Source organism: Rhizomonospora bruguierae (genome assembly GCF_018397995.1).
Classification (GTDB): domain Bacteria; phylum Actinomycetota; class Actinomycetes; order Mycobacteriales; family Micromonosporaceae; genus Rhizomonospora; species Rhizomonospora bruguierae.
In genome coordinates, this window is record NZ_BBQH01000028.1 from 88,399 (window position 1) to 110,034 (window position 21,636).

14 protein-coding genes are annotated in these 21,636 nt (G+C 72.4%); 10 read left to right on the forward strand and 4 right to left on the reverse strand.

From position 1 onward, the window contains the following. The first annotated feature begins 1 nt into the window (after position 1). The 4 genes from eccB to KJS59_RS16225 are packed head-to-tail and all read left to right on the forward strand — an operon-like array spanning position 2 to position 7,586. Positions 2-1,378 carry a type VII secretion protein EccB gene (gene eccB / locus KJS59_RS16210; protein WP_213453729.1) on the forward strand — a complete coding sequence of 459 codons (1,377 nt, stop codon included), beginning with the start codon at positions 2-4 and terminating at the stop codon, positions 1,376-1,378. 7 nt (positions 1,379-1,385) lie between these two features. Further along, a complete protein-coding gene (locus KJS59_RS16215; protein WP_213453730.1) occupies positions 1,386-3,878 on the forward strand; it encodes a hypothetical protein in 2,493 nt (830 codons plus the stop codon). 7 nt (positions 3,879-3,885) lie between these two features. After that, positions 3,886-7,242, forward strand: a complete 3,357-nt coding sequence (locus KJS59_RS16220; RefSeq protein WP_213453731.1) for a right-handed parallel beta-helix repeat-containing protein — start codon at positions 3,886-3,888, stop codon at positions 7,240-7,242. 26 nt (positions 7,243-7,268) lie between these two features. Next, positions 7,269-7,586 carry a YbaB/EbfC family nucleoid-associated protein gene (locus tag KJS59_RS16225; protein ID WP_213453732.1) on the forward strand — a complete coding sequence of 106 codons (318 nt, stop codon included), beginning with the start codon at positions 7,269-7,271 and terminating at the stop codon, positions 7,584-7,586. A gap of 20 nt (positions 7,587-7,606) precedes the next feature. On the opposite strand, the gene KJS59_RS16230 is transcribed toward KJS59_RS16225, so the two are convergent. Together KJS59_RS16230 and KJS59_RS16235 are read right to left on the reverse strand one after the other, a co-directional pair. Then, positions 7,607-11,083, reverse strand: coding sequence for a BTAD domain-containing putative transcriptional regulator (locus KJS59_RS16230; RefSeq protein WP_213453733.1), 3,477 nt, complete (start codon positions 11,081-11,083; stop codon positions 7,607-7,609). 26 nt (positions 11,084-11,109) lie between these two features. Then, positions 11,110-13,317, reverse strand: coding sequence for a BTAD domain-containing putative transcriptional regulator (locus KJS59_RS16235; RefSeq protein WP_213453734.1), 2,208 nt, complete (start codon positions 13,315-13,317; stop codon positions 11,110-11,112). A gap of 125 nt (positions 13,318-13,442) precedes the next feature. On the opposite strand from KJS59_RS16235, the gene KJS59_RS16240 reads away from it, so the two are divergent. Continuing rightward, a complete protein-coding gene (locus KJS59_RS16240; protein ID WP_213453735.1) occupies positions 13,443-15,881 on the forward strand; it encodes an ATP-binding protein in 2,439 nt (812 codons plus the stop codon). 128 nt (positions 15,882-16,009) lie between these two features. After that, positions 16,010-16,633: a helix-turn-helix transcriptional regulator gene (locus KJS59_RS16245; RefSeq protein ID WP_213453736.1), complete on the forward strand. Its 624-nt coding sequence runs from the start codon at positions 16,010-16,012 to the stop codon at positions 16,631-16,633. A 128-nt stretch (positions 16,634-16,761) separates the two neighbouring features. On the opposite strand, the gene KJS59_RS16250 is transcribed toward KJS59_RS16245, so the two are convergent. Next, on the reverse strand, positions 16,762-17,241 hold the full coding sequence (locus KJS59_RS16250; protein ID WP_213453737.1) for a hypothetical protein: 480 nt from the start codon (positions 17,239-17,241) through the stop codon (positions 16,762-16,764). A 255-nt stretch (positions 17,242-17,496) separates the two neighbouring features. Here KJS59_RS16250 and KJS59_RS16255 point away from each other — a divergent pair, with 255 nt between their 5' ends. Both KJS59_RS16255 and KJS59_RS16260 read left to right on the forward strand, forming a co-directional pair. Then, positions 17,497-19,128, forward strand: coding sequence for a sensor histidine kinase (locus KJS59_RS16255; protein ID WP_213453738.1), 1,632 nt, complete (start codon positions 17,497-17,499; stop codon positions 19,126-19,128). Then, positions 19,125-19,796, forward strand: a complete 672-nt coding sequence (locus KJS59_RS16260; protein WP_213453739.1) for a response regulator — start codon at positions 19,125-19,127, stop codon at positions 19,794-19,796. Before KJS59_RS16255 ends, KJS59_RS16260 begins: the two co-directional genes overlap by 4 nt. Positions 19,797-19,917: 121 nt before the next feature. Here the strand turns inward: KJS59_RS16260 and KJS59_RS16265 are convergent, their stop codons facing one another. Beyond that, positions 19,918-20,346 (reverse strand): organic hydroperoxide resistance protein, encoded by a 429-nt coding sequence (locus KJS59_RS16265; RefSeq protein WP_283775788.1) that lies wholly within the window; start codon positions 20,344-20,346, stop codon positions 19,918-19,920. Positions 20,347-20,479: 133 nt separating this feature from the next. Here KJS59_RS16265 and KJS59_RS16270 point away from each other — a divergent pair, with 133 nt between their 5' ends. Both KJS59_RS16270 and KJS59_RS16275 read left to right on the forward strand, forming a co-directional pair. Next, complete coding sequence (locus tag KJS59_RS16270) at positions 20,480-20,773, forward strand: hypothetical protein (RefSeq protein WP_213453741.1); 294 nt, start codon at positions 20,480-20,482, stop codon at positions 20,771-20,773. A 9-nt stretch (positions 20,774-20,782) separates the two neighbouring features. After that, positions 20,783-21,454 (forward strand): winged helix-turn-helix transcriptional regulator, encoded by a 672-nt coding sequence (locus tag KJS59_RS16275; RefSeq protein WP_213453742.1) that lies wholly within the window; start codon positions 20,783-20,785, stop codon positions 21,452-21,454. Positions 21,455-21,636 lie beyond the last annotated feature (182 nt).

Consider the following 21,636-nt stretch of genomic DNA (forward strand, 5'->3'; position numbering starts at 1 on the left):
GGTGCAGACTCAACGCGACCATGTCCAGGCTCATCAATTCATGATGGGCCGGCTCAGCTCCGCCCTGGTGGCGGGCGATTCCACTCGGGCGGAGATCCCGGGCCAGCGGGCGCAGACCGGCCTGATCATCGGGATCGTCCTGGTCGTGCTGCTCGCGGGCGGCTTCGCGGCGTACGGTTGGCTCGTTCCCGGCGGCAGCAAGGCGTTCACCCAGGCCGGGGTCATCCTGGTGGAGAAGGAGACCGGGACCAGGTACGTCTACCTGGACGGGGTCCTGCACCCGGTCCCCGATCTGACCTCGGCCCTGCTGATCCAGGGCGCGGCGGCCAAGGTCAAGCTGATCTCCCGCAACTCGTTGAAGGACGTGCCCCGCGGCCCCGCCCTCGGCATTCCCGGCGCGCCCCAGCTGGTGCCGACCGACTCGCTGGTGCGCGGGCCGTGGCTGGTCTGCCTGCCCGATTCGGTGACCGGCACGCCCGATGCCGCCGTCGACGGTCCACGTCCCGCGCTCGGCGTCAACCTCGACCCCGGGGCCACCGCCGTACCGCTGCCGGCCGACCGGTTCAGCGTGGTGGCGGATGGTACGGGAACGTCGTACCTGCTGGCCAACGGCAGGAAGTACCGGATCGCCGACGACGCGGTTCTGGTGGCGCTGGGCGCGGCCACTGTCCGACCGGTACGAGCGCCACGGATGTGGCTCGACTGGCTGCCGGACGGCACGGCCCTCGCGCCCGCGCGGATCGCGGGTGCGGGTCGCCCCGGCCCGAGCCTGGACGGTGCGCGGTACCCGGTCGGTACGCTCTTCCGTCAGCGCCTGGACGGCGGCGACGAGCAACTGTTCGTGCTGCGCGCGGACGGGCTCGCGCCGCTGGATCGGACGGAATTTCTGCTCGCCGGTGCCAAGGCCCGGGGCGCACCGGTCGAGGTGACGGCGGCGTCCGTGGTCGCGGCCCCGAAGTCCGCCGACCGGTCGCTGCTCTCCCGGCTGCCGGACCTGACCGGCCTACGCCACCTCGACGGCGGTGACGCCGTGCTGTGCCTGCGCCAACGGCCGGTCTCGGCCACCGCGCTCGCCAGCGACGTGGCGTTCGTGCCGAGGTCGCGGGCCGGCGTGGACGGCGAGGGCCGGGCATCGGTGCTCGCGAAACCGGGTTCCGGGATGGCCGTCGTGGCGCTGCCGCCGGAGTCGCGCGGTGCCCCCGAGGTCTCCTTCGTCTCCGACCAGGGCATCTCGTTCCGGCTGGCGGACGCGCCGGCGGTCGCCGCCCTCAAGCTCGACAAGGTCGGTCTCACGCCGTTCCCGCGGAGCCTGCTGTCGGCGCTACCGCAGGGGCCCGCGCTGAGCAGAGCGGCCGTCACCGACCACATAGGAGGGTAGGGAGCTCATGGCATCCGGCATCAGGAGCATGCTGCGCGGCGGCGGCAGCGGCGGATCGGGCGGGGTCGTCCGGCACACGGTGGGCAACGCGCTCGTGCTGCACGTCGAGGACGGGATCAGTGCCGAGGCGCAGTCGCTTGCGCTGTCGATGATCGAGGACACCGAGAACGACGTGGTCGTGCTCGACCTCGGTTCGGGCCCGCCGATCGGTTCCTGGGAGGCGATGGCGGCGGTGCTGCCCCGCCACCGTCGCGGGATCCGGCTGGTCGCCTGCGGGCAGCAGCGCAACGCGACGGCGATGGCCGGGCAGTGGTTGTCGGAACGGCTCAGGCGGACCGTCATCGCGCCCGACGGGGAACTCGTCCGCGGCTCCGCGGGGGCCCTGTTCGTGCATTCGACGGCGGGCAGCGGCTGGGTACGGTTCCGGCCCGGCAGGCCGCCGACCTGGGACGCCAAGCGTTATCCCGCACCGGTGTGGGACACGGCCGCCACCGAACGGCAGACGTCCAGTTCGACCGGGGAGATCGAGCCGCTACCCGGTGGCGTCTGGATTCACGACGTCCGTGATCCGGAGACGGTCGGCGCGCACCGCAGGCGGCTCGTCGCGGACGTGCCCTGCCAGCCGGAGCGGATGACCGTCCTGCTCGGCTGCCCGGGGACCGCGCCGCTGTCGCTGGACGACGTGGTCCGGTTCTGGCGGGACCTGGACGAGGAGAGCCGGGCCCGTACCCGCTTCGTGCGGTACGGCGACGTGCGGATGCCGGCGGGCGAGGCATTCGGTCAGGCCCTGGCCGACCTGCTCGGCACCACCATCGTCTGCTATACCGGTGTGCCGCTGGGCAGCCCGCACAAGTACGAGATCCGCACCGCCCGGCAGGACGGCACGTTGGGCTGGGCTCCGTTCGCGCTGGAACTGAGCTACGCGCCGCGGGCACACCCGAACTCGAAGGCGCGCCGCCCAACCGTGCTGAGTCATCGGGCCCCGCTGGCCTGGGCGGAGGAAATCGCCCCACGGGTGTACTGGTACGCGCCGGACGCGGTCGTCGAGGTGGTCCACGCGGGACTCTGGGTTCGCCCGACCGAGGAACCGGCGAACGCCGAACGGGTCCGGGCCGCCGCGCTCTATCCCGAGGGCAACACGCTCGTCTTCGACGACACGGTCGACACGCGGGCCGACCGGATGCGGGAACTGGCCCAGGACCTGAACGCGCGGCTCGACCAGACCGCCGGTGTCGGAGGGGCGCTGTTCCCGGCCTCCGTCTTCCGTCCCGGAACCGCCCGTCCGGGGCCGGCGCAGGCATGGGTGGAGGTGGCGCCGGTGGCGGTGGAGACGCATCCGGCGGACGCCCCGCCGGAGGAGTCGGCTCGGTCCTCCGTGGACGCTTCGCTGCCGCCGCCACCGCCGGCCGCACCGATGGTGGCGTCGATGCTGGTCGGCCAGATCACCGTCGGGGACCCGGTCGGGGAGGTTCAGCCCGAGGTACGGGCGCTGAGCGAAGCCGCGGACGCTCCCCCACTCCCGGAGCCGGCGCAGGTCCAGGTGGTGCTCCCGGAACCGGTCCAGATCCCGGTAGCCGAGCCGTTGCCCGTGCCGCCCGTGGCCAACGGCGCGGCCGCGCCGGCAGCCGAAGAGGTGGCCGCGCCGGTGGTTGACGGTGCCCGGGGTGCGGGACGGGTGCGGCATCAGCCCGTGCCCGCGTCCGGGGCGAGCGCCCTGCTGCCGAGCCGGCCGCCCGAGGAGGAGCGGCGTTGGCTGCGCCGGACCCTGAGTCGCGAGTTCGACGCCATGGCCAGCTCGGTGTCGCGGATCATGTCCGAGCACCCGGGCATGCAGGGTCATTCGGTGGCCGCCGAGGACGTACTCGCCGATTCGGTCGCCGTCCGGCTCTATCTATCCCGCCGTGGCGAGGGCATCGACGCGGGGCTTCGGTCGGGCCGGAACGGTCCGCACGTGCCGTTCGCCCGGTGCGTGGTCTCCGGTCTGTCCCGGCTGCCGTCGTTCCGGGGCACGACGATCTACCGGTTGTCGCCCGACGAGCCGGACTGGGAGCTTTACACGAATCGCCGGTTGCTGACCGACTGGAGTTTCGTCAACGCGTTGAGCGGCCCGTGTTCCAGTCAGGAGGGTGACACCGACGTCCTGATCTGGTCGATGACCGCCCGGCGCACGGCGTTGCTGGAGCCGGCGGGCGACGAGGCAGTCGTCGACCGGGTGGTCTTCCTGCCCGGTACCAGCTTCAAGATTCTCCAGACCCGCCGTGCGTCCGGTGCGCGACGCGGGGCGATTCTCCTGCGGGAGATCGGCGCCAACGAGATCGACGACGACGGCCGGGTCGATCCGGACCGGGTATCGCTGGACGAGTTGGCGGTGACGTCGCTGCGGCGCAGCGTGGAGCGGTGGGACCGGGCCGAGGGCCGACGCCGGATCGGACCGGCCTCGGGCACCCGCTTCGCCATCCTGCCCGGCCTGGAACGGCCCGGCCCGGAGCGAGTGGGGTGACCCGGCGATGAGTCAGGTTCTCGTGGTGGGCGGCAGCCAGCCCGGCGCCTTCTCGACCATCGGCGCCGCCCTGGCCCAGGCTCAGGCCGGCGCCACCATCGCCGTCCGGCCCGGCCGGTACGCCGAGAAGCTGTCCATCAGCAACCGCGTCACGATCTGCGCGGCGGGCGGCGGAGCCGTCGAGGTGCGCGTCGAGGAGGGCAGCGTCCTCGTCGTGCACGGCGAGGGTGCCCAGTTGCGTGGCATCACGCTGTCCAGCGCGGATCCCAAGCTCGCCGCGGTCGACGTGTACGCCGGTGAGGTGGCCTTCGATGACTGCCGGATCAGCAGCGGGTCGTGGGTCAGCGTCCTGGCCCGGCTGAAGGGCTCGATGGCCCTGCGCGGCTGCGAGGTGACCAGTCCGGCCGGCGCGGGCCTGGTGGTCGTCTCGGACGGCTCGAGCACGGTCGAGGAGACGGTCATCCGGCAGGCCGGCACGTCCGGCATCGTGGTGGGCGACGGGAGTTCGCTGGTCCTGCGCCGATGCACCGTACGCGACACCGCGGCCAACGGCGTCTGCGTCAGTGGCGACGCCCGGCTGACCATGGAGGACTGTGCGGTCAGCGGCGCGGGCAAGCCGGCATTGGTGCTGGAGCAGCGCGCCTGGGCACGCATCAGCCGGGTAACCGTGCGGGACAGCGCGAACGTGGATGTCTTCGTTCGCGGCGAGGTCGATGTCGTGGTCACCGACTCCGAGTTCTCCGGCGCGGCCGTGCAGGCGGTGCACGTCGCCGACGGCGCCCGGCCCGAGTTCAGGGGCTGCGCGTTCACCTCGGTCGGGCACGTCGCCGCGCAGGTCACGGCCAAGGCCCGGCCGACGTTCACCGACTGCACGTTCGCCGATTCGCCGGTGGGAATCGCTATCGACGGCGAGTCGGTGCCGCGGTTGGTCGGCGCGACCGTGCGCGGCACGCGGGACAGCGCCGCGGTGTTCGGCGGGTCCGCCACCGCGATCGTGCGACGGCTGCGTGCCACGATCGAGCGCGGCGCCGGTCTACTGGTCAGGGAGGGTGCGACGCTCGATGCGTCCGACCTGGTCGTGGACGCCGGCGGTGCCGTCGCGCTGGCGCTGACCGGGGGCGCCCGCGGCCGGGTCCGCGACGCCCAGCTCAGCGGCACGGCGACCCCGGTGCTCACCGTGGACACCGGCGCGGCCCTGGAACTGCGCTCGGTCGCGCTGCGCGGGGCCGGGCTACGGGTCGGCAGCTCCGGTGACCTGAAGATCCGTGACGGCGAGATCGTCGAAGCGTCCGGCGACGGCCTCACGGTCACCGCCGGTGGCGTGCTCACCGCCGCGCAGACCCGGATCCGGGCCACGCGCGGCAACGGCGTGCGACTCGACCCGGGCAGCCGCGCCGAGCTCACCGATTGCGAGGTGCTGGAGAGCGGTGCCGCCGGCGTCAATGTCGCGACGACCGAGCCGGTCTCGCTGTCGCGGTGCGTGGTGCGGGACAGCGGCGGCGAGGATCTGCGTCGAGGAGCCGGCGCGCAGGTCACGGTCGAGGCGTTGACCACCGGGCGTCGCCAGCCCGCCCCGCCGGCCGTGCCGTCGTACGCCGGGGACCAGCGGGCCGATCCGGGCGAACCGGCCACGGTCGGGGCGGCGGCTGACCTCAGCGGTCCGCTGCGCGAGCTGAACAGCCTGATCGGTCTGCGCGGCGTGAAGCACGAGGTGACGACCCTCGTCAATTTGATCAAGATGGCGCAGGTGCGCCAGCAGATGGGTCTGCCGATGCCACCGATGAGCCGGCACCTGGTCTTCGCCGGGCCGCCGGGTACCGGTAAGACGACGGTGGCGCGGCTCTACGGCGCCGTCCTCGCCGAGCTGGGCATCCTCAGCAAAGGACACATGATCGAGGCGGCCCGGGCGGACCTCGTCGGCCAGTACGTCGGCTCGACGGCGATCAAGACGACCGAGCTGGTGCAGAAGGCGATCGGCGGCGTGCTGTTCATCGACGAGGCGTACACCCTGTCGGCGGGATCGGGCGGCTCCGGCCCGGACTTCGGCCGGGAGGCCATCGACGCCCTCATGAAGATCATGGAGGACCAGCGCGACGAACTGGTCGTCATCGTCGCCGGGTATTCGGAGCTGATGGAGAAGTTCCTCGAGTCGAACCCGGGCCTGGCGTCCCGCTTCACCCGCACCATCGAGTTCCCGAACTACTCGGTGACCGAACTGGTCACCATCACCTCGAACCTGTGCCGCAAGCACTACTACGAGCTGACCGACGATGCGCTGGACGCGCTGACGACGTACTACGAGCGGATCCCGAAGAACGCGACGTTCGGTAACGGCCGCGTCGCCCGCAAGCTGTTCGAGGCGATGATCAATAATCAGGCGTCGCGCCTGGCGATGGCGCCGCCCAGCAAGGACGCCGAGCTCAATCGGCTGACCGCGGCGGACCTCGCGCCGGAGCTCGCCCTGCTTGAGGAGCTGCCGGTCGAGCGGACCGCGCAGCCCGACGCGGCCACCGACCCGGCCGCAGCGATCGGCGCGAGCCGCAGCTGGCGACGCGTCGGCCAGTTGGTGGGGGCCGAACCGGTACGCGAGGCGGTTGGCGCGACCCTGTTGCAGGTGTGCGAGCTGCGCAATCGGCAGCGGGCGTACGGCAAACACGGCAACGTCCTGCTCGCGGGCCCGCCCGGCAGCGGACGCAGCGAGTTCGCCCGGTTGTACGTCGCCGGGCTGTCCGAGTTGGACCTGGTGCGGGTCGGGCAGGTCGTCCGGGCCGACACCGACCAGGATCTGGCGCCGCAATGGCCGGGTCAGGCACCCAGCCTGGTCCGCGGCGCGCTGGAGGACGCGGCCGGTGGCGCGCTTGTCATCGGCTACGCCGGCGACGACACCGGCCGCGGACCCGAGGTCATCGAGTCGCTGATCGCGCAGGCCAGGGCCGGCCTGGGCGATCCCGTCCTGGTGCTGATCGGCGAGGAGCACGAGCTGGCGCAGCTACGCCGGGCGGTACCGGCCGTCACCGAGGTCTTCGGCCAGCGGTGGACGGTCCCCGAGTACAGCGTCGAGGAACTGGTCGAGATCGCCGTGCGGCGCCTGCTGCGGCGTGGCCACGAGGTTCCCCCCGAGGTCCGTTCGGCGCTCGTCGGCCCGATGGGAACGCTGCCGGAACGCACCGTCCGGGCCGCGCACCAGCTCTCCGAGGCCCTGGCGCGCGCCGCGGCCTCGCCGACCCTGGCCCTCGCGGACCTGCACGGCTTCGCCGGCCGTACCGCCGCCGGCCAAGCGGGACTGCTTGACCGTGGACCCCGTCCCGCTCCGCCCGCCGGCGGCCCCACCCGGCACCTCGGTGGACTCGCCGCGGTCGGCTGACACCCACCCCACCCCAGGAGGACGATATGCAACCAGCGGCTCCGGTACCGCCCGACGTTCAGGAGTTCCTGCGCAACGCCCAGGCATTCGAAGAGCGGATGCGCGGCGCCCAGGCGGAGTTGGAACGCTGCCTCGTGACCGGCCGCTCCGGCGACGGGACCGTGAGCGTCCTCGCCAGCGGCCTCGGCAAGCTCACGGCCGTCCAGGTCGATCCGCGGGTTTTCCAGGAGCGGGACGTCCAACGGCTGCAGACCGCGATCGCGGAGGCGGTACGGGCCGCGGGTGCCAGCGCGGCGAGAATGGCGGAACGCCAGATGGGCCCGGTCGAGATCAACCTCTACTGAGGTCAGGGTTGATCGTGGACTCAGCGTGCTCCGCTGAGCACGCCGGAATGGCCGGCACCAACGGTGGGCAACGGCGCGTCGGCCGAATCGACCCCGAACTCGGCGAGCCGGCGCCTGGTGCGGCGCAGGTCCCAGCGTGCACCCAGGACCGTGTAGATCGCGGCCGCCTCGCCGCCGTACCGGGCGGCGTCGTGGGGACGGCGGCCCGCCGCCAGCAGCACGGCCGCGTCCTCAAGCGCGGCGGCCAACTCGGGCACCCGGCCGACCCGGCGGTAGTGCGCCGCCGCATCGAGCGCCGGCCCGGGGTCGGTGGCGGCCAGCGCCCGGCAGCGGGCCGCCGCGGCCCAGGCTCGCGCCGGTCGCGCCTCCTTCGCCGCCTCGTCCAGGGCGATCCGCAAGGCACGCCGGGCGATGTCGTCGCGGCCCGCCTCCCGCGCGAGCCGCAGCACCTGGGGAAGCCACTGGTGGCGCGGCGTCAGCGGCGCGTACTCGGGGGTGAGCAGTGGGGCGAGCTGCTCGACCGCGTCGCCACCGCGTCCGTGCCGCTCGCTGGCGAGGGCGCGGGCGATGAGCAGGAAGTCGCAACCCTCGCGTTCCGCGTCGGTCGCCGGCAGCGTGTCGGCCCGGTCCAGGTACGCGGCGGCGAGATCCGGGTCGTCGCGGTGACCAGCGATCAGCGCGACCACGCCGTGCAGCAGTATCGTCACGGCGAATGGTTCGCGGATGCCGAGGTGGGTGGGGTCGGGCACGTCGCCGGTGACCGAGTTGACCTCGATCATCGCGTCGTCCCACCGGCCCAGCCAGTAGCGCTGCACGGCGGAGGCGACCCGCAGGTTGGCCGGCAGCCGGTGCCGGATGGCGAGCAGGGCTCCCGTGCGCCGGGTACGTTCCGCCTCGTCCAGCCGGTCGAGGTTCTGCAGCGTGAACATGCGGTTGTCGAGCAGGTCGAAGCGCATGTCGATGAACGACGGGTGATCCCGCACGGCGTCGAGCGCGCGGTCGACGTAGTCGAGTGCCCGCTCATGGTCACGCCGGATGGAGTTGGTCAACCAGCGGGTCTGCAGGGCGAACGCGGCCTCGCGCGGTTGGCCCGCCGCGACCGCCTCGTCGTACACCTTCTGCGCCGCGTGGTCGGCCCGGTCCAGGTCGTCGAGGTCGCCGCGCCGGAACTTGGCCAGCAGCACCCAGTGCCGGGTACGCCACCGCTGCGGCACCGCCGGGTCGTCGACCGCGTCCGTCAGCAGCTCGATCGCGCCGGCCGGGTCGCCACGCCGGTATCGCATGGTGGCGAGCAGGTGGCGCATCTTGGCCCGGACCGCGGGCTCGGCGGCGAGTTCCAGCGCCTCCCGGGCCTCTTCCATCGGGTAGCGCTCGTGCCGGTAGTCGAGCTTGACCAGGGCAACCAGCAGGGCCGCGCGCTGCGACCGGGACGGCAGATCGGTGGCGAGCACGTGCCGCAGCAGCTCACCGGCGCTGCTCGGAGCCCGCTCGACGACCTCGGCGTGATGGGTGACCAGCCAGTCGACCACCCAGGCATCGATCACCGGTCGCGCCGCGGCGAGCTGCTCGGCGACCCTTGTCACCGGGCTGCCGCCATGGTCCAGCACCTCGGCGGTGTGCCGGTGCAGGGCGGCCCGGACCGCCGCGGGGATGCTCTCATACAGGGCCTGGCGCAGGAACGGATGGCGGAAGGCCAGGTTCGTGCCCGCGTCGACGACGACGTTCGCGCTCAGCGCCTCCTCGAGGTTCGCCATCAGGTCGAACGGCGAGCGCCCGGTGACGGCGGCGACGTCGTCGGCCGCGAACTCGGTGCCGAGCAGGGCCGCGAGACGCAGCACCTCCTGGGCGCCGTCTGTCAGAAAGTCCAGTGTGGACCGGATGGTCGCGAGCAGGGTCTTCGGCGCCCCGACGGAGACGGACGCATCGATGTCGGCCCGCCCGCCGGACACCCGCACGGCGCCACGGCGCAGCAGTTCCGTGGTCAGCTCCCGGGCGTAGAGCGGGTTGCCGCCGGCCAGCGGCACGACCCGGGCCAGGTTCGGCCCAATGGGCGGCCCGACCAGCCCGGTGACGAGTTCCTCGATCGCCGCCGGGCTGAGGCCCCGCAGCGTCAGGACGTGCCCCTGCCGGGCGTGCAGTCCGCGCCGGAGCCGGGCCAGCTCCCGGCCGTTGTGCTCGGGCCGGGCCGTGGCGACGAGCAGAAGCGGCAGCCGCCTGGTCGCGATGACCAGACGCTCCCAGAGCAGCACACTCGCGTCATCGGCCCACTGCAGGTTGTCAACCACGAGCACGAGCGGGGTGACGGCGCAGACGCTTCGGACGTATGCGAGCAGCCGGTCGGCCGCGACCTCCCTCTCGGCCGCGTGACCGGGCGGCTCCGCCGCGACGTCGACGCGGTTACCGGGCGACGGCCCGGCGCCGAGGCGGCGCACGACCTGCGGCAGCACCCGCGCGTTCAACCGGTCGGCGACGCCCCAGGCGAGCTGGCAGCCCAGCGTCGTGGCGGCGGCGAACGCCGCGGTGAGCAACTCGGTCTTTCCGATGCCGGGTTCGCCCTCGATCCAGACCGCGGCGCCCGTCCCGCCGGCGACGGCACGCAGGAGTCCGCGCAGCCGGGCCAGCTCGGCGGAGCGGCCGACCAGCGGGCGGGTCGCCAGCCCGTCCCGGATCGCCTCGGCCACGGGTGCCGGCACGATCGGTGCGGTCAGCGGCACCGTGGGCGCGGGCTCGGCCGGGCCGCCGAGCAGCCGGCGGTGCAGCTCCCGCAGGCCCGGACCGGGTTCGACGCCGAGCTCGGTGGCGAGGACCCGCCGCGCGGCCCGGAACGCCTCCACCGCTTCCGTCTGGCGTCCGGCGCGGTGCAGGGCCACCATCAGCAACTCGTGCAGGGGCTCGTGCAGCGGATGGTCACCGATCAGGCTGGCGAGCTCGGCCACGAGGCCGTCGTCGCCGAGCTCCATCATGATCCGAGCGCGCTGCTCGACGGCGGCGAGGCGACGCTGCCCCAGCTGGGTGCGCCGCAGCTCGAAGTGGTGGCCGGGCAGTCCCGCGTACGCGTCACCGCGCCACAGGCGCAGCGCCTCGTCCAGGGTGGCCGCCGCGCCGGTCAGGTCGCCGGCACCCCGCAGATCCGTGGCGCGGGCGCAGAGCTGCCGGAAGCGGTCGCTGTCCAGTTCGCCGTCGGTCAGGCGCAGCCGGTAGCCGGACGGGCCGGAGGTGAGGATCCCGTCCGTATCCCCGCTGCGATCCGCGTCGAGGCCGCGCCGCAGCCCGGAGATGTACGTGTAGACGCTGCCCACGGCGGTGGCCGGCGGCGTGGCCCCCCACACCTCGTCGATCAGGTCGGTGCTGCTCACCGGACGGTTGGCGGCCACGGCCAGCGCCGCGAACACGGCGCGTTGCCGGGCCGGTCCCAGGTTGATCTCGCGCTCGCCCAGCCAGGCGCGCACCGGGCCCAGCACCGACACCCGCAGCCGTGGTAGGCCAGAGGTTGCCATGTGTCCTCCGTTCTCCGCTCCTGGCCTTAGCCGCCAGCCGGCGGCTTCGGCCGGAACTGCTCGCGGCGGCCGTGGGCGGCGGCGACGATCCAGCGCATCTCGGCGGCCAACGCGGCGTCCTCGGTCCGGACGGCGACCCAGTCGGCCTCCGCCACCGCGTTGCGGTTGCTGCGGAACAGCAGCCGGGCGAGCCAGGCGGTCAGGGCGACGCGCGTGTCGTGCTCGATGGTGTACTGCGCCCGGGCTCGTCGCAGCACTGCGACGGCCAGGCCCGGCGCCCGTGCGCCCAGGTCCTCGACGTGCTCGTCGAGCCAGCGGCTCGGCCATCCGTCCAGGGGCACCGGGCCGGCCAGCAGCTGGGTCACCACACGCTCCGGCGGGCCGCCGGCCGCGGCGATCTTCTCGGCGAACGAACGATGCAGCATGACCCGCAGGGAGGCCGGCGTCACCTGGTGGAGGACCCGTCCGACGATCCGGTGCCGAAGGGCCAGCCGCGGGCCGGTCTCCGGCAGGACGCCCGCCCGCCGGGCCGGTGCCAGCGCCCGCAGCAGTTCCTCGGCCGGCCGGCCGGTGACCGCCGCGACCTCGTCGATCGTGCAGCCGGCGGGTGCGCCGGCGGTGGTGTGGCTGGCGTCGAGGAACGCGACGGCACGCAGGACCTGGCGGGTCTCCTCGGTGAACGGTTCGAGACGCGCCGCCACCGCGGCCGTGGTCTCCGCCGGCAGCCCACCCGGCGCTGTCGAGCCGCGCGAGGACGACGCGGCGAGCTGGCGGAGATAGTACGGGCTGCCCCCGGCGTCGGCGAGCAGTTCGCGCAGTACCTGCGGCTCCGGGGGCTCGAGGGCCACCGTCCGGATCAGCGTCACCGCCTCGGCCGGGCCCAACTCGCGCAGCCGGATCTCGTGGGGGTGTCCCGCGCGCAGCGCCGCCAGCCGGGAATCGGCGGTGACCGGCTGGCCGGCTCCGATGAGCAACAGCGGCACGTCGCCGGTGAGTCGGTGCAGCGCCGCCCAGACCCGCAGCGTGGCGTCGTCGACCCGCTCCAGGTCATCGAGGACGAGGATCAGCGGTCCCGCGGCGGCGGCCCGGCCGATGGCGGCGACGGCCCGTTGCTCGGCGTCGATGTTCGCGCCGGTCCGCGCCGAACCGGCCGCGGTGCGGAACTCCTCGGCCAGGCTTTGGTCCTGGTCCTGGTCCTGGTCCGCGAACGCGGACTCCAGACACTCGCGCAGCGCCCCGAGTGGGATGTGCCGGGCCAGCTCGTCGCCGGCGCCCCAGCCGATCCGGCAGCCGGCCGATGCGTCGCCGGCCAGGGCGGCGCTGAGCAACGCGGACTTGCCCATGCCCGGCGTGCCCTGAAGCCAGATGCCCCCGCCGCGCCCGGCCCGTACCTGCGCGACGGCCTTGCGGAGCAGGCGCAGTTCGGCACCGCGCCCGACGAAGACCGGCGCGGTGGGACGGGGGCCGGACCGCACCGGCGCGGGCCTGCCGTCCGAGGCGATGCGGCTGTGTAGCGCGCGGATGGCGGATCCGGGCTTCCCGCCGGTCCGCTGACGCGTGAGGGAGCTGAGCCGGCCGTACGCGGTGAGCGCCTCGACCCGGCGGCCGGTGCCGTGCAACGCGCTCATCAGCAAGGAGTTGAGGTTCTCGTGCAACGGGTACAGCTCCACCAGCCGGCGAAGCTCAGCGATGGCTTCGTCGTGGCGCCCCAGCTCGATGAGCAATCCGGCATGCCGCTGGGCGGTGGTGACGTGCAGCTCGGTGAGGCGCCGGCGCTGGGCCTCCGCGTACGGGCCCGGCACCCCGTGCAGTGCCTCGCCCCGCCACAGCCGCAGTGCCTGGACGAGCGTGGACAGCTCCGCCGGGCGATCATTGTCGGCGCGGTGGCGCCGGCTTTCCTCGCGCAGTTCCTCGAACCGGTGCGCATCAATGGCCTCGCGGGGCAGTCGCAGGCGGTAGCTGCCTCCACCGGAGGTCAGGAATTGCCCGGTGGCCCATTGTCGGCGGCCGGGTTCGAGCGTCTTTCGCAGCGCGGAGACGTACGTGTAGACATTGCCCGTCGCGCTGTCGGGCGGCTCGCCACCCCAGACAGCGGCGATGAGTTGTTCCCGGGAGACGGCGCGGTTCGCCGCCAGAGCCAGGACGCTGAAGACGGCGGTGCGGCGGCCGGATCCCATTGCCAGCTCGACTCCCTCCCGCCAGGCGCGGACGGGGCCGAGGAGCTGGATTCTCACCTCGGACACCCCCACAGTTAACGGGCGCGAGGGCGCGGCGCCCACGAAGAACGGCCGGCACTTCCCGGCAGTTTCGGTGCCGGTCACCCGAAGCCCGCTCCACACGTACTTGCATCATTAGATGTATGCGGACCTCACGGGCGAATCACTCGCCGGCATTCGCCGGGCTGCTGGCGGCCACCCGGATCGCGGCCGGGCTGTCGCAGGAAGCGTTGGCCGGGCGTTCCGGGATGAGCGTGCGAGCGATCAGTGACCTGGAGCACGGCCGGGTCGCCCGGCCCCGCCGCAGCTCGGTGGAGCTGCTGGCCACCGCTCTGGGACTGGCCGACGGGCAGCGGCGGGACTTCCTGCACACCGCCGGACTGGCCACAGAGGAGAGCCCGCGGCGCGCGGTCGCGGGCAGCCTGTGCACGCTGCCCCCCGTCTCCGGGGTGCTTGTGGGCAGGGAGGGAAACCTCGCCGCGATCCGGCAGTTCGTGGACCCGACGGAGTCCGGTGATCCACCGGAAGCCAGCCCGCCCCGGCCGGGCGGCACCACCGGCTCGGCGGTCATTGTGATCAGCGGGCAGCCGGGTGTGGGCAAGACCACCCTGGCCGTGGCCGCCGGCCATCACCTTGCCGATCGATTCCCCGACGGACAGCTGTTCGTCGCGCTGCGCGGCGCCGACGCCAGTCCCGTACCGCCCGCGGAGGCCCTGGCCCGACTGCTCACCGCACTGGACTGCGGTGTCACGGTGCCGCACGGACTGGATGAGCGGATCGCCCGCTACCGTTCTGCGCTGCACGGGCGGCGGGTACTGCTGATTTTGGACAATGCGGTGGACGAGGCGCAGGTTCGCCCGCTCCTGCCCGGTGATGGGTGCGTGACCCTGGTAACCAGCCGGCGTCGCCTGGCCGGGCTGCCCGCCACCGAACGGCTGTTCCTGGACGTGCTGGCCGAGAGCGACGCCGCCGGCATGCTGGAGCGGATCGTCGGACCGGTCCGTTGCGCGGCGGAGCCGGCGGCCACCCGGGAACTCGCCATGATCTGCGGACGCCTGCCACTGGCCCTGCACATCGCGGCGAACCGGCTGGCCAGCCGTCCACACTGGTCACTGCGGCGGCTGGTCGATCGGCTCGGTGACCAGCATCGCCGGCTGGACGAGTTGGCCGCCGGCGACCTGACCGTCCAGGGCCCGTTCGAGATCTCACACGAACGGTTGCAGCCGTTGGCCGCCGCGTTGTTCCGGAGGCTGTCGTTGCTGGCCGGACCGGACTTCGACGCCGCCCTGGCCGGACCGCTGATCGACGTGGACGCCGCGACGGCGGAGAACATCCTCGACGAGCTGTTGGAGGCCAGCCTGGTCGAGCCGGCCGGTGCGGACCGGTACCGCCTGCACGACCTGCTGAAACTCTTCGCCGCCCGCAAACTCGAACAACTCGATCCGCCCGCCGAACGCGAGCGGGCGACCGACCGGCTGATCAAGTTCATCCTCGCCACCGCGATCCGGGCGGGTGCGTTCTTCGAGGTGGACGACGCCGTGACGGCCCGGCTGCGCCGCTGGCGCGGTGGCCGGCCGCTGCGTACCAGGACCGAGGCGGCGCACTGGCTCGCGATGGCGGCCCCGCACTGGCTTGACGCGCTGAAGCGCGCCGCCGCCCGCGGCTGGCACCGGATGGTCGTCGATGTCGGCGAGGCCATGCACTGGTACTCGGACATCCACTTCCAGCCCGACATCTGGCCGCAGGTGTTCGCACTGAGCACCGCCGCGGCTCGCGCCGGCGGGCTGCGTGCCGAGGAGGCCACACAGCGCAACTACCTCGGGTGGGCGCTCAAGGACTGCCAGGGCCGACCGGCGGAGGCCATGGCCGAGCACGAGGCTGCGCTGAGCCTCGCCCGAGACCTCGGCGATCTGCGGGAGCAGGCCTGGTCACTGCTGTACATCGGCAGCCTGCACCACGTAGGTGGTGCCACCGGTGGGGTCGACGAGTGCCGCGCCGCGCTGGAGCTGATGACCAAGGTCGGGGACCGGATGGGTACCGCCACCGCGCGGCACTACCTCGGTGCCGCCCTGCATTCCATGGGGCAGTACACCGAGGCGGCGGAGCAGCTGCGCCAGGCGGGAGAGTACTGGCGGTCGCAGCTTCGGCACGACGGACCCGATGGGACGATGGCCAGCGCGCTGACGTACTGCCTCCTCTGGCGCGCCCGCACCCTGACCGCATTGGGCGTCACCCGGGAGGCGGTGCGGCTCGCGGACGAGGTGGTGGCGCGCTTTCGAGCGCAACAGAACTCCCGAGGCATCGCACGGGCACTGCTGTGTGCGGCCAAGGCGGAGAGCCAGGCCGGTGACCTTGCCGCCACGCTGACGCGGCTCGACGCGGTCGCCGAGGTATCCGCGCAGGTCGGGGGTCTGTTCGAGGCCGAGTCGCTGCTCGCCGCCGCGGACCTGTACGAGCGGGTGGGTGAGCAGCAACGCGCCGCCGCCAATCGCGCGAAGGCGCTGAGCCTTTCCCACTCCCCCGAGGCCCGACGTCTTCACGGCGCCGCGGCCCGGAATGAAGACGCCGTGGAGGTTTTGTGAAGCCTTCTTTCGGAGACTGAGCCCGCTGCTCGTTGGCTGACGGGCGGCGGCCCGCTCCCCGGCATCGGCCATATCGCGACAGGCTCGGGACCGGGGTGGTCACCGCCCATAGAACTGGAGGATGCGCCGTGGAACAGGTTCGCGTGGCCCTGTGGGCGACGGACTCGCTCAGCCAGGCAGGTCTTGCCAACTACCTTCAGTCGCGTCCCGAGATCGCGCTGTTGCGCCCCGCTGACCGCGCCCAGGCCCAGGTGCTCGTCATCTCCGTCGAACGCCTCTCCGCCGACGTGGTCACGATGCTGCGCCGCTCGGCGGTCGACATCGGCGCGCCGGTCGTGCTGGTCACCAGCGAGATCGACGAGAGTAAGTTACTCACCACGATCGGGTGCCAGGTCGTCGCCGTCCTGCCCCGCCCGACCGTGACCGCCGAGCAGCTCGTGCGCAGCGTGCTCACGGCCGCCGCCGGCGGCGGGGTCATGCCGCCCAATCTCATTGGCGAACTGCTCAAGCAGATCGAGCGGCTCCAGCGCACCGTGCTGAACCCGAACGGTCGTGACGCCTCGGGGCTGACCACGCGCGAGATCGACGTGCTGCGCCTGCTGGCGGACGGCCTCGGTACCCACGAGATCGCGGACGAACTGTGCTACTCCGAGCGCACCGTGAAGAACGTGATCTACGGAATCACCCACCGGCTGAAGTTGCGCAACCGATCGCATGCCGTGGCGTACGCCCTGCGCGCCGGCATGATCTGAGGCGACGGCGTTGCCCGACTCGGCAACCGCAAGCGACAGGGTGCGGAGCGGGGCTGCCGTCCGCGGCGTACCCTCCCAGATTCGTAGGGCCAGTGGTGATACTGGCCCTACGGGGTGCTCCGGGCGGTTCAGCTGAAGGCAGCGGTGGTGGATCCGACGAACGTTGCGACCACCACGAGGACCGCGACGACGAACCCGATGATGCCGAACCCGCGCGCCACGCCGGTCTGGGGCTGACCGCCTTTGGTCAGACCGGCGAGCCATGCCGCCGACGCGCCGAACGCGGCAGGCGCACCGGACCAGAAGAACGGCACCGTTACGAGCGCCAACGCACCGAGCACGATCGCACCGACCTTGGCCCGGCCCGGGTTCTTCACCAGCGGCACCGCCACAGCGAGGGCGACGATCAGGCCGATGACCCCGACGACGGCGATGCTGATGATGCTCTCGACGGGACCTTGCGGACGGTGTGGATCGTTGTCGGTGAAGAGAATATCGGCGAGCTGGAAGCAGATGTTCGCGACGGTGGACAGGAGGAACGCCGCACCGACCAGCAATGGCGCGGACACGCCACGAGTGGTGCGACTGTTGATCGTAGCTTCGGACATGGCGGGTGCCTCCGTTGCAACGACCCCGGCGGGTCCCGGGGTGGTTCGTCCACGATGCTGTCGTCGCTGTCCCCGCCGCTAGGCGTTCGGTGTCCCGCGGCGTCCCGCGCATGTCCCGACCCGTCCCGCGGATCTGCCCGGGCCGGGTTGAGGTAGCAGTATGGACCTGTGACCGGCTCCGTCGCAGACACGTCCGCGGTCGCCCGCGGCCTATCGCGCGGCGTCGTTGCCGCCGCGCTGGCTACGGCGGCGGGTATGACGCCGGGTCTCCTCGGATTCAGCGAGAGTGCGCTCCCGACCGGCGCCGTGCGTGGCCTGGGGTGGCCGGCGTTCGGGATCGTCGCGGCGCTGCTGTTGGACCGTGACCCGCGTTCTCGGCTCGGCAGATCCTTCGCCGCGTTGGCGGCTGTGCCGGCCGTGGTTGCGGTTGCGGCACTGCTGGCCCCCGATGAGCGGGTCGGGTGGTCACGCCTCGAACATTGGTGGGACCGGCTGGGAGTCACGCCTGTCGTCGCGACGCTCGCGGTGATCGCCTGGGGCGTGGACCGGGCCGCCGACCGCATGGCCCGGCGTCGCCTGTTCTGGCTGGTCGTGTGCTCGGCCGCGCTGGTCGGGACGATCCTGGTGGCGTCTGTCAGCGCCGGTCCGCGGGGGGAGGCGGTGGTGACGACCCTGGGCCTGTGGGCCGTGGCCGGCGTGGTCTACCGGCTGGTGACGATCCGAGAGTTACGCCCCATCGATGAACCGCTGGTGGATGTCGTGATCGCGGCCGCGACGGTGGGGTGCGCGGCGGGTGTCGGGACCCTGGTTCGGATCGCCGGAACGCGCGCGGGCATTCCCGGGCCCGACGTGTCCGGTGCGTTTACCGCCGTCGTCACGGCGGGGCTGGTCATTCCGGCCGGGCTGTGGCTGCGACGGCTGTTCCTCCAGCGGCGCTACGGTCGCGGCACGTTGACCGCGGCCGACGTCGCCCAGATCACGTCCGATCTGCACACCCTCACCGACGCCCGGGACCTGTTGGGCAAGGCCGCGGCGATGGTGGCCGCGGCGAGCGGACATCGGCAGATCGGCCTCGTCCTGGGCCCGGACGCGCCAGACGTGCCGCGGCACTGGGTGCTCTACCCGCTCGTCGTTGGCGGGGACCGGGTCGGCACCGCGTTCCTCGAACCGGCCCACCGGGAGGGGCCCGAGCCGCGGCAGCAGCGCATCGTCGCCCAACTGCTGCCCACGGTGTCGCTCGTGGCCAAGGCGGTCAGCCTCGCGGTCGAAGCCGATCACGCCCGCCGCGACGTGGCCCGCCAACGCGAGGCCGAGCGGGCCCGCATTCTCGGCGACCTGCACGACGGCCTCGGCCCGGTCCTCGTCGGGATGAGCATGCGGGTGCGTGCCGAACTGCGCCAACAGCCGACGCCGTTACTGGAGGCGTTCGCGAGCGACCTGGCCGACTGCCGCAGCGACCTGCGCCGCATCGTCTCGGGACTCACCCCGTCGGTGCTGGACGACGGCGACCTCACCACCGCGCTGCGACGCCTCATCGGCTCGTTCGCCGGCCATGGCCCAACGGTTGCGCTGGATATCCGGGTGAATGACAACCTCGCTCCGGAGATCGCGGTAGCCGTATACCGGTCGGTCGCCGAAGGCGTCACCAATGCCTTACGCCATGCCCGCGCCGGGCAGGTGTCCGTGAAGGTCCACACCGTAGCCGACGGCCGGGTCACCGTCGACGTTCACGACGACGGGATCGGCGGCCCGATCGTCTGGGGCGTCGGCCTGTCGTCGCTGCGGCGGCGCGCGCACGACCTCGGCGGCACCGTGCGGGTTGCCGCCGACCACCGGGCAGGAACCCGGCTGCACCTGGAACTGCCGACAAGGAAGCTGACCACGTGATCAAAGTGATGGTGGCCGACGATCACCCGATCGTGCTCGCCGGGCTGTCGGCGCTGGTTCAATCCGACAGCGACCTGGAACTCGTCGCGGCGGCCCGTTCGGCCGCCGAGGCACTCGGCGTGTCCACCGAGCCCGACATCGCCGTGCTCGATCTCCACCTCCCCGACAGCGACGGCATCAGCCTCGGCGCCGCGCTCAAGCGACGCTGGCCGCGGCTACGCGTGGTCGTGTTCACCATGCACGCCGATGACCGGTCGGTCATTCGCAGCCTCGGCTCGGGTCTGGACGGCTACCTGCTCAAAGACTCCGATCCGGAGGACGTACTCGCCGCGATCCACTCCGCCGCACGCGGCACCCTGGTGCTCGGCCGCGGCGCGCAAGCCGCAGTCGTCGCGGCCGCCACAGCCGCACCCCCACCCACCTCGCTATCCATGTTGGACTCACGCGACCTGGAGATCCTCGGACTGCTCGCTCAGGGCCTACCCACCTCGCAGGTCGCCGCGCGCCTGTTCCTCGCACCGAAGACCATCCGCAACCGCGTCTCGGACATGCTCGACAAGCTCGGCGTCTCCACCCGCGACGAGGCAATCATGCTTGCCCGGTCATGCGGACTGGGCAACCGGCCGAACCGAACCGGGCAAGAAGCCCGCGAGCAGCCAGAACCATGACGATCCGGGAGGCGCTGACAGTCACGCGGGCGCCATGATCGCCTTTGCGCCGGTCGAGTCGGCCCGGCGCGAGGAGCGGTAGGGCCCGCTCCCCCGCCGGGAGAGGAGCGGGGCCCGTGTGTCACAGCTGCGTGCCGTTGACCACCAATGCCACGTCGATGTTGCCGCGGGTGGCATTGGAGTATGGGCAGACCTGATGTGCCGCCGCGACCAGCTCGACCGCCTGCTCGTCGGTGACCGACGGCAGTGAGATCTGCAGTTCGACCTCGAGCTTGAAGCGGCCGCCGTCGCTCGGGAGCAGGGAGACCGACGAGTCGATCTTCGCGTCGTCGGCCTTGCGCCCGCCACGCTGCCCGACCAGGGCGAGCGTCGTGCCGAAGCAGGCGGCGTAGCCGATCGCGAAGAGCTGCTCGGGGTTGGCGCCCGCACCGTCTCCGCCCAACTCCTTGGGCTGCCGCAAGTTCAGGTCCAGCCGTCCGTCCGATGTGCGCCCGCGGCCGTTCCTGCCCCCGGCGACGTGCGCCTGCGCCGTGTACAGCGCCTTGGTCATCCCCAACTCCCCTCGTTGCTACCTGAATTTGAACTTGTCACTTTAAAACCAAGAAGTCAAGGGTTAGAGTCATCGCCACGACGACCGGGGAGCCGAACTGGTGCTACCCCCTGCTTCGCAAGGAGGATCCCCGATGACCACGTTCGTCCTCGTCCACGGCGCCTGGCACGGCCCATGGACGTGGGACCGGGTCGTCCCGCTGCTGCACGCCGCCGGGATGCGCACTCTCACCCCGGGGGACCGGATCGCCGGGACAGCCGTCTACTGCCGGCCGCAGACGTACCCGTTCGACCGGTTCGGCGAGGCCGTGGGATACCAGACACTCGCGCTGGACGGCCCGCACGACGTGTTGCTGACCCACCCAAAGTCGCTCGCCCGACTGCTCCTGGAAGCTCGCCCGTTCAAGAACGGGAAGCACGAAGCCTAGAGTAATGAAGTGGAACAGCGAACGTACAACCAGTACTGCGCGACCGCGCGCACCCTCGACATCATTGGTGAACGCTGGACGCTGCTGCTGATCCGCGAACTGCTGACCGGGCCCAAGCGCTTCGGCGACCTACAGACCAGCCTGCGCGGCCTCGGCACCGGCCTGCTCGCCGCCCGGCTGAAACACCTGGAACGCGAGGGACTCGCGCACAAGATCACGCTCCCACCGCCGGCCCGCACCCCGGCATACGCGCTCACCGAGGCCGGCGAGGAACTCGGCCCAGCCGTCCTGGCGTTGGCCCGGTGGGGCTTGAAGTGGGCGATGGGCGAACGGCGTGCGACCGAGACGTTCCACCCCGGCTGGGCGGTCCTCGGCCTACGGGCCTGCTTCGACGCCGAGGCCGCCGCCGGACTCCACGCGGTGTACGAGTTCCGCATCGATGACGAACCCTTCCACGCCCGCATCGACAACGGCACGATCGAGGCTGTGCACGGACCCGCCCAAAACCCGGACGCCACCATCACGATCAGCAAGAACGCGTTCCTCCGCATGACCGGCCAAGGCCATACCCTCACCGACGCCATCGACAGCGGCGCCGCCTCGGCGTCCGGCGACGGCGAGGCCCTGCGCAGACTGAGGGGCCTGTTCCGGCTGCCGCCTCCGCACACCCGGGACCGTTGACCACAACGTAACCCAGCTCAACCAGCCACCCACCGAACATGCCAGGCCCTGCTCTCTCTGGTCATCATGGACGAGCCATCGTCCGCGCTCGACCCACGAGCCGAGGACGCCCTGTTCCAAGCCATCCGCGACCGCCAAGGCACCGCCACGACGATCCTGATCACTCACCGGCTAGCGGCTTG

Bases quoted from the DNA above. Each gene is read 5' to 3' on its own strand.
- KJS59_RS16215 (WP_213453730.1), top strand. From the start codon at position 1,386: ATGGCATCCGGCATCAGGAGCATGCTGCGCGGCGGCGGCAGCGGCGGA.
- KJS59_RS16220 (WP_213453731.1), top strand. From the start codon at position 3,886: ATGAGTCAGGTTCTCGTGGTGGGCGGCAGCCAGCCCGGCGCCTTCTCG.
- KJS59_RS16225 (WP_213453732.1), top strand. From the start codon at position 7,269: ATGCAACCAGCGGCTCCGGTACCGCCCGACGTTCAGGAGTTCCTGCGC.
- KJS59_RS16230 (WP_213453733.1), bottom strand. From the start codon at position 11,083: ATGGCAACCTCTGGCCTACCACGGCTGCGGGTGTCGGTGCTGGGCCCG.
- KJS59_RS16240 (WP_213453735.1), top strand. From the start codon at position 13,443: ATGCGGACCTCACGGGCGAATCACTCGCCGGCATTCGCCGGGCTGCTG.
- KJS59_RS16250 (WP_213453737.1), bottom strand. From the start codon at position 17,241: ATGTCCGAAGCTACGATCAACAGTCGCACCACTCGTGGCGTGTCCGCG.
- KJS59_RS16255 (WP_213453738.1), top strand. From the start codon at position 17,497: ATGACGCCGGGTCTCCTCGGATTCAGCGAGAGTGCGCTCCCGACCGGC.
- KJS59_RS16265 (WP_283775788.1), bottom strand. From the start codon at position 20,346: ATGACCAAGGCGCTGTACACGGCGCAGGCGCACGTCGCCGGGGGCAGG.
- KJS59_RS16270 (WP_213453741.1), top strand. From the start codon at position 20,480: ATGACCACGTTCGTCCTCGTCCACGGCGCCTGGCACGGCCCATGGACG.